The sequence below is a fragment of the uncultured Ruminobacter sp. genome (assembly GCA_902764345.1).
GTDB lineage: Bacteria > Pseudomonadota > Gammaproteobacteria > Enterobacterales > Succinivibrionaceae > Ruminobacter.
On the sequence record CACWVT010000031.1, the window covers coordinates 15,171 to 29,338 of the forward strand.

At 42.0% G+C, this 14,168-nt stretch carries 8 protein-coding genes; all 8 read left to right on the forward strand.

What is annotated here, in order from left to right:
- Nucleotides 1–105 precede the first annotated feature (105 nt).
- The 8 genes from pflA to QZU58_RS06625 all read left to right on the forward strand — a co-directional run bounded on the left by pflA (nucleotide 106) and on the right by QZU58_RS06625 (nucleotide 14,006).
- Nucleotides 106–873 carry a pyruvate formate-lyase-activating protein gene (pflA, locus tag QZU58_RS06590; RefSeq protein WP_294495774.1) on the forward strand — a complete coding sequence of 256 codons (768 nt, stop codon included), beginning with the start codon at nucleotides 106–108 and terminating at the stop codon, nucleotides 871–873.
- Nucleotides 874–2,052: 1,179 nt separating this feature from the next.
- The gene (locus QZU58_RS06595) at nucleotides 2,053–4,860 is read left to right on the forward strand and encodes an alpha-amylase family glycosyl hydrolase (RefSeq protein WP_294495775.1); all 2,808 of its coding nucleotides are present in this window, start codon (nucleotides 2,053–2,055) and stop codon (nucleotides 4,858–4,860) included.
- A 425-nt stretch (nucleotides 4,861–5,285) separates the two neighbouring features.
- Nucleotides 5,286–6,377, forward strand: coding sequence for a peptide chain release factor 1 (gene prfA, locus QZU58_RS06600; RefSeq protein ID WP_294460953.1), 1,092 nt, complete (start codon nucleotides 5,286–5,288; stop codon nucleotides 6,375–6,377).
- A 133-nt stretch (nucleotides 6,378–6,510) separates the two neighbouring features.
- Nucleotides 6,511–7,377 carry a peptide chain release factor N(5)-glutamine methyltransferase gene (prmC, locus tag QZU58_RS06605; protein WP_294460954.1) on the forward strand — a complete coding sequence of 289 codons (867 nt, stop codon included), beginning with the start codon at nucleotides 6,511–6,513 and terminating at the stop codon, nucleotides 7,375–7,377.
- A 5-nt stretch (nucleotides 7,378–7,382) separates the two neighbouring features.
- The gene (gene kdsA / locus QZU58_RS06610; RefSeq protein ID WP_294460956.1) at nucleotides 7,383–8,243 is read left to right on the forward strand and encodes a 3-deoxy-8-phosphooctulonate synthase; all 861 of its coding nucleotides are present in this window, start codon (nucleotides 7,383–7,385) and stop codon (nucleotides 8,241–8,243) included.
- Nucleotides 8,244–8,347: 104 nt separating this feature from the next.
- Entirely contained in the window at nucleotides 8,348–9,940 is a 1,593-nt protein-coding gene (gene prfC / locus QZU58_RS06615) for a peptide chain release factor 3 (RefSeq protein ID WP_294460958.1), read from the forward strand.
- Nucleotides 9,941–9,979: 39 nt separating this feature from the next.
- Nucleotides 9,980–10,975, forward strand: a complete 996-nt coding sequence (gene serB, locus QZU58_RS06620; RefSeq protein WP_294460960.1) for a phosphoserine phosphatase SerB — start codon at nucleotides 9,980–9,982, stop codon at nucleotides 10,973–10,975.
- 1,903 nt (nucleotides 10,976–12,878) lie between these two features.
- Entirely contained in the window at nucleotides 12,879–14,006 is a 1,128-nt protein-coding gene (locus QZU58_RS06625) for a metallophosphoesterase (RefSeq protein WP_294460961.1), read from the forward strand.
- The last annotated feature ends 162 nt before the right edge of the window (nucleotides 14,007–14,168 follow it).

The following is a 14,168-nucleotide window of genomic DNA, read 5'->3' on the forward strand; positions in this document are numbered from 1 at the left end:
ATTGTAAGCACAGGAATAAAAGAAATGTTTGTCGTCCAGGATTTTAATGACGTCAATATAATGCGGTTTAACCGATACAAGAATATATGATTAGAGGAGCGTAGTATGTCGCCTGCAGAGAACGTAAATGGATCTGAATTAACGGCCAGAATTCATTCTATTGAGACGGGAGGGGCTGTTGACGGTCCTGGAATCAGATATATTGTTTTTTTTCAGGGATGTCAGTTTAAATGTATTTACTGTCACAACAGGGATACCTGGGATTTTAAGGGCGGAGAGGAAGTCACCGTTAAGAAGTTAATGGATGAAATTGTCACATATGCTCCGTTTTTCAGAGCAAGTGGCGGTGGGGTAACCGCATCAGGTGGGGAGGCCTCGATGCAGGCTAAATTTGTGGCTGAATTGTTTAGGCAGGTGCATGCCGCTGGTTTTAATACATGTCTCGATACTAACGGTGGCATCCGTAACTACAATGAAGATGTAAAGGCTCTGATAAACGAAACTGATACCTTTCTCCTTGATTTGAAAGCCATGGATGATGATGTTCACAAGGAACTTACCGGTCGTTCCAACAGAGATACCCTGGCCTTTGCCAGATATCTTGCCGATAATCACAAGAAAATGTGGATAAGACTGGTCGTTGTTCCTACTTACACGGATACCGAAGATAATGCAAGGGAAATGGGGAATTTTATAAAGGAACTGGGGGATGCGGTGGAGAGAGTGGAGCTGCTTCCTTATCATGAGATGGGAAAACATAAGTGGGCTTTCTTTAATGATCCATACAGACTTAATGACATCCACCCTCCCAAAGCAGAGGTTATGAAACATTTGAAGGATATTCTAAAAGAATATCATCACGAGGTTTACTGATGAGAACAGTGTTCTGATTATATTCAGACAGGGCTGTCTGCAACCCGCCGGAATACCAATAATGTCACCTGCCTGGAGCATTGTTGATATTCCGGCGTTTTTTTTTTTTTTTTTCCGAGACCGNNNTTCCGGCGTTTTTTTTTTTTTTTTCAGAGACCGTATGTCACCCATGAAATGAATGATTTTTGGAGTATGCCGGGATCTTTTATTTGATTATTCAGAATTCTCGAAATAATTAATTATTTTCAGTAATTATGAAAATAAATTACATTTTTAACATGTGATTTTTCTGCGTTTTACGGTAAAAAAGAGTGTTAAAAAATGATTTTTGTCTCAAAATTCGGGGGTTTGAAAATAAATATATGGTAATGGAAAGCGTTTTCTGTGTTTTGAAAAAGTTTTCATTACATAAAAAAGTAAAATAATTTCAAAAAAGCTTGAATCGAATTAAATATGATGTATCATTATAAGTGTTAAGTACATCACATAGTTAAGAAAGAAACAGAAGTTAAGTTAATGCAATCTTGATAAGGAGTGCAGAAATGAGAATGTTAAGAAATATGTTTGCGGCCAATAACGAAGTTAATGCCATTGCTCCCGTAACCCGTCAGTATGGTTTCAGCTACGTTAAGTAACCGAGAATAAAAACACATGACATGAGGCCTTCTGGTGGAAACAATAATTAAGAAATAAGTGAAAGGCTTGAAAACCGATAGTCATATTATTATAAGAAGAGAAGAAACAAAATGAAGAACTTATTAAAAGCAGTAAAACCGAACACCTTACCTCCTTTTACCAAAGCATATAATTTCAGCTATGTAAAAAACGTAGGTAATATGCAGTTCTAATTTAGTTTGTAATACCCCAGTAACTTATTTGAAAGTCTTCAGAAATGAAGACTTTTTTAATTTTTATTATCAGTGGATGATAATCTAAATCGGTGGATTTTCTTGTAAGTGACATGTGCGTTGCTTATACATAATTGTAAAAATTCAACAATATGACTGAGATACTTAAGATCGTTGTCACATTTTGACGTGTCTGTCAGAGTTTTAAAAAAAAACAGTCCTACATCACAATATCTTGGCTTTACGTCATATATAGTAAACTCTAACTATCTTGGCGTAAGCCATATTTTCTTGTTGTACTTAATCTTAACTTAACTATGTGAGAGTATTTATGAAGTTTAATAGAAATAAGCTTTGTTTTGCGGTTTCGACTGCAGTTCTTTCCATGTCGCTTGCCGCATGTGGTAGCAGCGGTGGCGGCGATAACGGCAAGGTGACCGACCCTTGGGTTGACAGTAATAATCCCGCAGTCGGTAACGATTCGTCTTTGGTATATGTGCCTGTAGAAACCAAAGATACCTGTGTTATTCCTCAGAATACTCTCATCGTTAAGGGGGATTTTTACGATGAGTATGCTGCATGGCTTTGGAATGATGAAGGTAATATGTTTGACGACTGGCCTGGTGAAGAGTTTACTGCTAATTCCATGGGCAGTGACTGTGCGGCTCCGATTCATTTCTTTAACCATGAGGATAATAGCACCCTTGTTTCCCTTGAAGGTTATGAGGTAATTGTAAATAACAATAATCATGATTTACAGACCGGTAACGGAAATATCTTTACTCAGGATAGACCTTGTCTCAGCATGACTTCTGCTTCAAATGCCACTTTCGTTACCGCGGCTGAATGCGGCGTTATCATCGACGGCCTGGATGAACAGGTTCCTGTGGATAATGCGGCGTATATTTCTTATGACGGCGCAATTCGTGAGGACGGCGCAGAAATTGAATTCACCGAAAAGGTAGGTAATCCTGAGTCAGCCTATGTCGACGTTACACTTCTTTTCAAGGGACCTGACATGGCTGAAGATGCCAAGGGGCTTTTCTGGTTCAGCAAGGCTTCAGCCAAGACTCCTGGCGACAGCAGGGAAAATGCTATCGAATTCAGTAACGGCGACATTATTCGTATCGGTCAGGACCTGATTGTTCCTGACGGAGAAACAAAAAGCGTTAAGCTTAACGTAATGTATAACGGCGCCGTTTCATCATATACCATCAAAAAGTCTTATGTTGTTAAGACTGATGAATGCCGACTGAATACAAAGACAGAACCTCTCGGTGCCGAGTACACCTCTGCTGCAACAACTTTCCGTATCTGGTCTCCTGATTCAAGCAATGTTTCCGTTACCGTTGACGGCGTTAAGTACAATATGAGCAAGGTTGCACTCCCTTGTCTTACTGAGGTTTACGAAGTCGTGGTTGACGGCGATCTGGCAGGTAAAACCTATCAGTTCTCCGTAGGCGGCAAGAAGGTTCGTGACCCGTACGGCAAGATGGTTGCAAATGGAAGTAACACCGCCAATATCGTAATGGACATGAGTCAGACCGAACCGGATGAAGCCTGGGTTGACGCTCCGGAACTTAAGAACAGAGAAGATGCCGTTATTTATGAAGTTCACGTACGTGACTTTACCATTGACCCAACCTCAGGTGTGGATGAAGATAAGAGAGGGCGCTACCTCGGTATGGTTCAGACCGGAACTACATATAACGGAGTAACCACCGGTATTGATCATCTGAAGGAACTGGGGATTACACACGTTCAGCTGCAGCCAATCTATGATTACGCCACCTGCTCAAACGTAGATTCTCAGAGCAATAACTGCTACAACTGGGGCTACGATCCTTGGAACTACAATGTCCCAGAAGATCGTTACTCATCCGTATTCGGTACTGCTGAGTACAACACCAAGATCAAAGAAGTTAAGACCATGGTTAACGAATTCCACAAAAACGGCATTCGTGTAATTATGGACGTGGTATATAACCATACCATGAACAAATCCGTGTTCGAAAATATTACTTCAAAGTACTATCTGAAGGCTGACCTGACCGGTTGCGGTAATACCGTTAATGCTGACAATAACATGGTTTGGACCATGATTCGTGATTCAATGGATTACTGGATTAACGAATATCACATCGACGGTTTCAGATTAGACCTTGTTGGTTCATTCTCAATGAAGGATTATTCCGACTGGGGTGTATACCTCAACAAGATGCATCCGGATGCCAATCTCCTGATCTACGGCGAACCATGGGCAGCTTACAATGATGACGCTGAAAAGCTTGTTGACAATCCTGTTCGTACCGGCAGAATGCATACACAGGATTATGCTGCTCACGTAGGTGCGTTCAACAACCGTATCAGAAACTGTCTGAAGGGTTCAAGTGACAATGCTGATGCCCTCGGCTTTATTTTCAATGAGTTTAATACCGGCTGGGACGGCAACGAAACCGATGAAAACGATAAGCCACTTGATAGCAATTTGAAATGTGTGTTTATGGGGGCAATCGGCGGTGTCCGTCATAAGGATGCAACAGGAACCAATATATGGAGTGCCCAGGGCTTTAGCGATCCTGAACAGTCAATCTCCTACCTGACCGCTCACGATAATCTTGCCCTCCGTGATAAGATTGAAGCTGCCGGTGTGAAAGCTCTTGCCGACAAGAAGAAGCTTCAGGTTTATGCAAATGCCATGATTTTTGCAAGCCAGGGCATCAGCTTTATCCATGGCGGTGAAGAAATCGGTCGTACCAAAGCTGCTGCGGGTAAAGATATTCACAACAGCTACAACACCACCACCGGTGCAAATGACTACAAGTGGAATCTTAAGAGCGGAGACTGGAAGGATGTAAGTGAAGCCTATGCCAAGCTCATTGCTTTAAGAAAGGCTCACCCTGCATTCCACATGACTACAGCTGATGATATCTTTGATAACGTTACATTAGATACTGCAAACAGTAATAATGAAATAGTTGTATTTGATATCAACGGTGCAGCTGTCGGTGATGAATGGAGCAGCATTAAGGTTGCGTTTAACAGTAAGGAAACTGCTGTAACAGTTAGCAATCTCGATGCACAGCTTGTCAAGGTTGTTGACGGTGACAAGGTCCTGAATGATGTTGTCGACAATTAGTTAGCATATTTTTCAGATGTTTTTTGGGAAAACCTGAAAAACTGATGTGAAAACTTTTAAGGCACGGTTCTTACCGTGCCTTATTATTTTGAGGCGAGGGAAAAGTGTGGTAAAATCAAGCAAGTTATCATTTGCCTTAATTGTGGAAAACTTTATGTTGACTGTTCAACCGGCTGATGGCGGCTCATTATCTCCTGAGCGGAGACATTAGCTGTCCCGGCATTCCAATTCGTGGCGACATAGTGTGGCAGGTTATTTCTGCGTTACATACCGTCGGATATTTTCATTACCGGTGCCGCCTGCACCGAGCGACTTCTTTTTTAGGGCAGTTTTTAGATATCAGTTTATATTGATTGGCAGTCGTACATATATTCTGCCGGTCTGAGATTTATTATTAAACCGTTTAATTTACAAAGGTATTAACAATGCTTAAGCAATCCATTATTACAAAGCTTGAGACTCTGGTTGAAAGATTTGAGGAAGTTCAGGCCTTATTGGGTGAGGCTGATGTAATAGCCGACCAGGACAGATTCAGAGAATTAAACAAGGAATATTCACAGCTTGAAACAATAGTTTCCGCATTTAAGAGCTATAAGACATATTCTGATGATCTTGAAGAAATCAATGCCATGATTAACGGTGATGATCCAGACATGAGAGAAATGGCTGAGGCCGAACTTGAGGAGACAAAGGCTGGTCTTGAAAAGACCGAGCATGACATTCAGATCCTTCTTCTTCCTAAAGATCCGAAGGATGACAACAATGCCTTCGTTGAAATCAGAGCCGGTACCGGCGGTGACGAAGCCGCAATTTTTGCGGGAGATCTTTTCAGATTGTATTCAAAGTATTCTGAAAAGAAAGGCTGGAGTATTGAAATAATGAGCTGTTCAGAAGGTGAATTCAGCGGTTATAAGGAAATCATCTTCAAGGTTTCTGGGCAGGGAGCCTACGGTATTCTGAAGTTCGAATCAGGCGGTCATCGCGTGCAGCGAGTTCCTGAAACAGAAACACAGGGACGTGTGCATACCTCTGCATGTACCGTGATGGTATTCCCTGAGGTTCCGGAGTCTGAAGCTCCTGAAATTAATCCGAAGGATATCCGTATTGATACATTCAGGGCATCCGGTGCGGGTGGTCAGCACATTAATAAGACTGATTCCGCAATTCGTATTACCCACTTCCCGTCAGGTCTTGTTGTTGAATGTCAGGATGAACGTTCTCAGCACAAGAACAAGGCTAAGGCGTTTGCAGTGCTGGCTTCCCGTCTTGCAAGACTTGAAGAAGAAAAGAAGGCAAAGGAAATGGCTGAACAGAGACAGAGCATTTTAAGTTCCGGTGATCGTTCAGACAGAATCAGAACCTACAACTATCCACAGGGGCGTGTTACCGATCATCGCATAAATCTAACTCTGTACAAGCTGAGTGATGTTATGGACGGAGATTTGGATTCGCTGGTGATGCCTGTTATTGAAGAACATCAGGCAAATCAGTTGGCAGAATTAGCCAACGAGAATTAATTCACATCTCCGTTATCACCAGCCATTTTAAAAACAGGTTCACAATTCGGAACCTGTTTTTATGTTGGATTCGGGTTTTTTTAGCTTTTGAGGCTATGCTTAAGTTAGGAACACTGACGAATTAGGAGGATGCATGCAGATCGGAACCGTTTATAAAGAATCCTGGCAGAAACTGAATGAATTTCTGCAGGATCGTGAGGTATCTTCCATAGAAGCCTATTTTATTGTTTCTGAGGTTTTAAAAAAGAACAAAACCTTTCTTCTCACATATCCGGAACATGAGATTTCCGATGAGGAATACGCAAAAATACAGACAATTCTTGCTGAACGTATTTCCGGCAGACCTCTGGCTCATATTCTCGGAAAAAGGGAATTCTGGTCACTTAATCTCAAGGTTAACGAACACACTCTGATTCCCCGTCCGGATACAGAGACACTGGTTGAACAGGCTTTGTTGTGTGCCCAGAAGTTTTCTCCTGACATAAAGCTGAGAATCCTGGATCTCGGAACCGGAACAGGAGCTGTGGCGCTGGCTCTCAAGAGTGAACTTCCCGGTGCCATTGTTGATGCTGTTGATTATTCTGAAGAAGCTCTTAAGGTTGCGGAATTCAACAGTCAAAATCTAAATCTTCCGATAAATCTCATTAACAGTGACTGGTTTGAAAAAATCAAGGCCAGACATCAGTATCATATTATTGTTTCAAATCCACCCTATATTGCCGAGAATGATCCGCATCTTAATCAGGGAGATGTACGGTTTGAGCCAAGAACTGCATTGGTGGCTCCGATGCAGGGGCTCTACGATATTCTTAACATAATAAGACATTCCTGCGATTATCTTGCAAATAACGGTTACCTGCTGCTTGAGCATGGATATCAGCAGGCCGGAGACGTCAAGCTTCTGATGAATTACGGTGGCTTTACTCAGGTTGAGACCGTAAAGGATTTAGGATATAATGACCGGGTAACTTTGGGGTGCTTTAACTACAAGGATAAGTAAATACAATGGCCTTTGCGGAAAACAAAGTTGTTAAGATTGGCGACATCAGTGTGGCTAATAATCTTCCGTTCGTTCTCTTTGGCGGAATAAATGTTCTTGAGTCCGAGGAACTGGCTTTGACTGCCTGTGAAAAGTATGTCGAGGTTACTGAAAAGCTTGGAATTCCGTTTGTTTTCAAGGCAAGCTGGGATAAAGCAAACCGTTCCTCAATCCATTCATTCAGAGGTCTCGGTCTGGAGAAGGGAATTAGTATTTTTGAGCGCCTCAAGAAAGAATTCGGCGTAAAGATTATTACTGACGTGCATGAAACGGATCAGATTGCTCCGCTGGCGGAAGTTGTTGATGTTCTGCAGCTTCCTGCATTTCTTGCCCGTCAGACGGATTTGGTGAAGGCTTTGGCCGAAAGCGGCAAGGTTATAAACGTAAAGAAGCCTCAGTTTATCAGTCCTTCACAGATTTCCAATATTGTGGAAAAGTTTGAGGAATCAGGAAACGGCAACATCATTCTCTGTGAGCGCGGTGCCACATTCGGATATGACAATCTGGTGGTTGACATGCTTGGTTTCGGAGTGATGATGAAGGCTTCAAAGGGAGCTCCGGTAATTTTTGACGTAACCCATTCACTGCAGTGCAGGGATCCGAGCGGAGCGGCCTCTGGAGGCAGAAGGCAGCAGGAAGCCGAACTTGCGAGAGCGGGCATGGCCGTGGGGCTTGCCGGGCTGTTTCTGGAAGCTCATCCGAATCCTGACGAGGCTAAGTGCGATGGTCCGAGTGCGCTGCCTTTGGATAAGCTGGAACCTTTCCTTAATCAGATTAAGCAGATAGATGATTTGGTCAAATCTTTTGATGAGCTGAACATTGATTAATCCGAGCTGTTTTTGAGTGAAAGGCATCGTCTTGACTGACGATGTCTTTTTAATTTTTATATTTTAAGCCCAGACTGGGGTTGCTGTATTTTAGGTAAGATATTATGGCTGATGCTGAATTTCTTAAAGAGATAAATAAACGTAGAACTTTTGCTATTATTTCCCATCCGGATGCCGGTAAGACAACCATTACTGAAAAAGTTTTGCTTTACGGTCGTGCAATTCAGCGTGCCGGTACCGTTAAGGGCCGTGGTGCCAACGGCAGTTTTGCCAAATCCGACTGGATGCAGATGGAAAAGGATCGCGGTATTTCCGTAACCACCTCCGTAATGCAGTTTCCTTACAATGACTGCCTTATTAATCTTCTTGATACTCCGGGTCACGAAGACTTCTCCGAAGATACCTACCGCGTTCTTACCGCCGTTGACAGCTGTCTGATGGTTATTGATGCAGCCAAGGGTGTAGAAGAGCGTACCCGTAAGCTGATGGAGGTTACCCGTTTAAGAGACACTCCGATTCTGACTTTTATGAACAAGATGGATCGTGAAACAAGGGATCCTCTTGAACTTATGGATGAAGTTGAAAAGGAATTATCCATTGTCTGTGCACCGATAACTTTCCCTATAGGATGCGGTAAGAGCTTTAAGGGGGTTTATCATATTTACAAGGATGAAACCTATCTTTATAAGTCGGGTCAGGGGGATATCATTCAAGACGTGGTTACCGTAAAGGGTCTTGATAATCCTGAGCTTGATGATGCTGTCGGTGAGGATCTTGCCTCTATCCTCAGAGATAACATTGAACTCGTAAGGGCAGGGAGTGCGGAGTTCGACGAGGATGCGTTTTTAAAGGGGGAACTGACTCCTGTATTTTTCGGTACCGCTCTGGGTAACTTCGGTGTTGACCACATGCTTAACGGGCTCACGGCTTGGGCTCCGGCTCCTCTTGCCAGAAATGCCGAAACCAGAACCGTAGATCCGAAGGAAGAGAACCTGACCGGATTCGTATTCAAGATTCAGGCTAACATGGATCCTAAGCATCGTGACCGTATTGCCTTTGTACGTCTGGTATCAGGTAAATATGAAAAAGGCATGAAGCTGCATCACGTACGTATCGGCAAGGATGTGAATATCTCTGATGCCGTGACCTTTATGGCAGGTGATCGTGAACAGGCTGAAGAGGCTTTTGCCGGGGATATTATCGGCCTTCATAATCACGGTACTATTCAGATTGGTGATACCTTTACAAAGGGTGAGGATTTGAAGTTTACAGGTATTCCTAACTTCGCTCCTGAACTGTTTAAGCGTATCCGTCTTAAGGACCCTTTAAAGCAGAAGGCTCTGCTTAAAGGTCTGGTTCAGCTCTCTGAAGAGGGTGCGGTACAGGTATTCAGACCTCTGATTAACAATGATCTTATTGTAGGTGCTGTTGGTGTGCTGCAGTTTGACGTGGTTGTTTCCAGATTGAAGAATGAGTATAACGTTGAGGCGGTATACGAGCCTGTCAACGTAACAACGGCCCGTTGGATAGAAAGTGATGACGCTGCCGCTCTGGAAGAAATTCAGCGTAAGGTTCCTCAGAACGTCGCATTGGACGGTGGCGACAATCTCACCTACATTGCCCCTAATATGGTAAATCTAAACCTTACCATGGAAAGATACCCTAAGATTAAGTTTAATACCACCAGAGAACATTAATAATTCACGCGTGTGATATCAGATAGGATTTAAATAATAATGGCAGAATTCAATTTTAATGCAGATGAAGAACTGTTTTCCAAATTGCCGGAGAAGGCTTTCTATGCCATGGTAAATGACAGTATTATTACCGCTGATGGTGACTTTAACGGAGGCTACATCTGTGCCATCGGTGACAGAATAACCATGAAGCATGTATTCATGATTAAGGAACTTGCCGACAAGTCAGGCGTTTCATTTGCTTTCAGAGAACCTTTTGAAATTTGCGGTAAGCAGGTATTTATTGCCGTAACCGACAGATATTCAGAAGAACTTAATCGGGCTTTCAAGGTTTTTACCGGTGATGCCGATGTAATTCACGTGAAGAATATTCCGGATCTGTCAAAGCCTGGAGTTATTCTTCTTGATATGGATTCAACATGTATTCAGATCGAGTGCATTGATGAGATAGCCAAGGCATACGGAGTTGGTAAGCAGATTTCCGAAATCACCAGCATGGCAATGCACGGAAAGCTTGATTTCAAGCAGAGTCTCAGAAAAAGAGTAGGATTATTAAAATACGCTCCTACCTCTATTCTGGACAAGATCAGAAACAACCTGCCTATCATGCCTGGATTCCCAGAACTTATAAGACTTCTGCAGGACAAAGGGTGGAAGACCGCAATTGCTTCCGGTGGCTTCATGCCTTTTGTTAATAAGCTTAAGGAGGATTTTGGACTGGATTTGGTTCGTGCCAATACCTTCGAAATTGATGGGGATCATCTTACCGGCGGCCTGATTGGTGAAATAGTGGATTCAACCGTAAAGGTTGCCACACTTCATGAATTATGTGCAAAGTATGATATTCCAAAGGAACAGAGTATTGCAGTGGGTGACGGTGCTAATGATTTGCCGATGATCAACGAGTCAGGTCTTGGTTTTGCCATTCACGCCAAGCCTATTGTCCGTGAACAGGCTACCGCGACGATTAACACGCTGGGACTGGATGCCATTGTATGTGTGTTAACTGCATACAGTTATTTGAAATCCATGTAGTCCTGTTCTGATTTAAGATATTACCATTTTATGGCAGGGGCTCTTTCTGCACTGAATCCGGTAGGTTTGTTCAACTTACTGGCGGCACCACGGAAAGAGCCCCTTTTTTAGTCACGTGGAGTCCAAGATTCATATGTGGAGTTTTTCTAAAAATGGAAAATGATATTGAATGGATAAAAAAAGGTTCGGAGTACGCACTTCCGGTGCTAAATCCGAACCTGTTATCTTCTTGTATGTGATTTGATTTAACTTAATCTGCGCTGTATTTTTCCACATCCTGTGAAAATCAAGCGTATGTTCAGGAACATCCTGTTCCATCGACCTCATACTGTTTACATCCTGTATATCAGATTCGGTCATTTACGCTGAGGTTTGATTTTCCGGAACATCCTTGTTCCCCTCAACACTTATAATTTTAAGTATTCCATGGATAAAAACCAATTTTTTCTGCAGAATAAAAAATGTTTTTTTACTTTTTTTGACTTTGTGAGACACGTGTGAAAGCATTGATAGTAAAGGGTTTGAGATAAAGACGTCTAAAGTTGAAGGTGCGTTAATGTTTTTACATGTTCCTACATGATCATGGCTGATGTCTTACACGTCGGAATGTGCTGTCCGGAGGTTTCGGTACTTTTTGTAAATGCCTGTGAGAGGTTGGTAGCGAATCAGGTATGAGTATGAAATATATTAATGAGTTAGTAATCGACGGTAAGGGGGCTTGTCGGTATCTGAATGATTATTTCATTTTTGAAATAATGAACATTTCTGTCATGTCTGCAGAACTGAAAAGAGAAAATAAGAAGGGCAAAAAAAAGGGTCGGTATCGGCACCATCCTGTGCCCAATCCGAACCCGCCAGTTTCTTGTTGCTGTGATTTATACTAACTTAATCTGCGCTGTGTTTTTTCACATCCTGTGAAAATCAAGCGTATGTTCAGGAACATCCTGTTCCATCGACCTCATTCTGTTTACATCCTGTATATCAGATTCAGTCATTTAAGCTGAGGTTTGATTTTCCGGAACATCCTTGTTCCCCTCAACACTTATAATTTTATGTATTTTCAGGATAAAAACAAATTTTTTCTGCTGACGTACAATGTGTATTTCAAATTTGCAATAGTTGTAAGACAAGCCTCCGGACATTGATAATAAAGGATTTTACATAAAAATCCATGTTTTGTTCCTGTGTTATGTTTTTGTTTGTTCTTACAAGACAATGGCAAATGTCTCACACGACAGGAATAAAATTGTTTTTGATATGGTCTGTTGGGCTTAGGAATGTTCATTAGGTGTCTGCCTGAGAGAGTGTGTTCGAATTAGTCTGCTGCTAATGGCTGAATCGGCTGCAGTAAACAATTGTCGGCAACAGGCAAAAAAAAGGTTCGGTATCCGCACCATCCGATGCAAAATCCGACCCCGTCATCTTCTTGTATGTGATTTGATTTAATCTGCTCTGTATTTTTTCACATCCTGTGAAAAACAGGTGCACGTTAAGGAACATCCTGTTCCTTAGACCTAATACTGTTTACATCCTGTATATCAGATTCGGTCTTTTACTTTGAGGTATGTTTTCCGGAACTTCCGTGTTCCCCCTCAACACCTGTTATTTTAAGTAATCCTGAATTAAAAACAAATTTTTCATCGTTATTTAAATAACCTGTTTCAACTTTTCTTATTTTGTAGGACATTATTCAATGTATTGAAAATAAAGGGTTTAAGAGATGAGTGATTTAATTTTATACAGTGATATGTTTTTGTTTGTTCCTACATGATCATGGCTGATGTCTTACATGGAAAAAAAGTGTTTTTTCTGTATAATCATAAAAGAAGTTACAAGTCTCACCAGAGATGCTGTGTCTGATTGAGTTTTTTGATATACAACATGTACCCATGGATTTCTTTTAATGATTTTATTTGTATTTGCCCTGATTCTGTTTTCCCTAAGTTATGTGGTTTTAATACGGCAGATTCGGATTAATGCCATTTTAAGACTGATTCTCATTGTCCTTTTTCTGCTGATTTCATTTAAGAATCCGATACTGGTTATTTTCGGTGGCAACCTTCTTGCCCCTCAGTTGCCGGGGCCGATTGTAATTGGTGCGAGTGCCGCTCAGCTTGCGCTTATAATTGCAGTGTTTTTCGGGCTGGTTCTTGAGCTCTTTCTTTTTATCGTCAGTATCGTTTTTAAGGTGAGGGCAGGAAATGCATTCAGAATATGCCTTTTCCTTATGGTAATAACAAGTGCATCGTGTATCAGTTTTATTGCAACATGTAATGCCGATTTGCCGCCGCAGAATACTTTTTATACTTTCCGGGATGCTAAATACCCTGATTCTTTCCGTATAGTTCATCTTACGGACACCCATATAGGAACAAATGTGTCACCGGAAAGGGTAAGGGATATAGTGAGACAGGTGAATGAGCTTAATCCGGATGTGATAATTCATACAGGTGATATTATCGACGGAAAGTATGAGGCTATTGCTCCTCAGGTTGACGAGTTAAAGGGACTGAAGGCAAAATACGGCGTTTATGCCGTTAACGGTAATCACGAATATTATTCGTCTGCACCAGATTGGGAACATGTCTGGAAAAAACTGAATATAAGAATGATTAATAACGCCAATGTGACTATTACCGATGATTTTGGCAGAAAACTGCTGGTACTTGCAGGAGTAAGCGATCCTGCCGCCAGAAAATACGGTCTCAACATGTCGGGACCTGATTACGAAGCAGCTCTTGACGGTGTGGACGGAAGTCTTCCGGTAATTATGCTGAGTCACAGACCGGCTGAATTTCCGAACTGCGCTACGGCAGGTGCCGACATCACTTTCAGCGGGCATACTCACGGAGGCATGATTCCTGTTTTAAAGCAGATTGTTGCGCTCACCAACGGCGGTTATGTGTCAGGGTACTATGAACACAAGGGAAAAAAGATGATTACGGGTAACGGCACCATTCTCTGGGCCGGATTTTATGCCAGAATCAACGATCCTGCGGAAATTGTGGTTGTCGATTTGAAGAAGAAATAGTAAGTGGGTTCAGACAATAATTGAATCACGCTTGAGTATATTTTTATTCAGTATGATTATCCCCGGTTTTATGCTTAATGAATTGCTATGTACTTCCGGTATTCTTTTGATTTTTAGTTTGTATTCTGAGAATTCTACTGTGAGAGCAGTCACAATAAATTC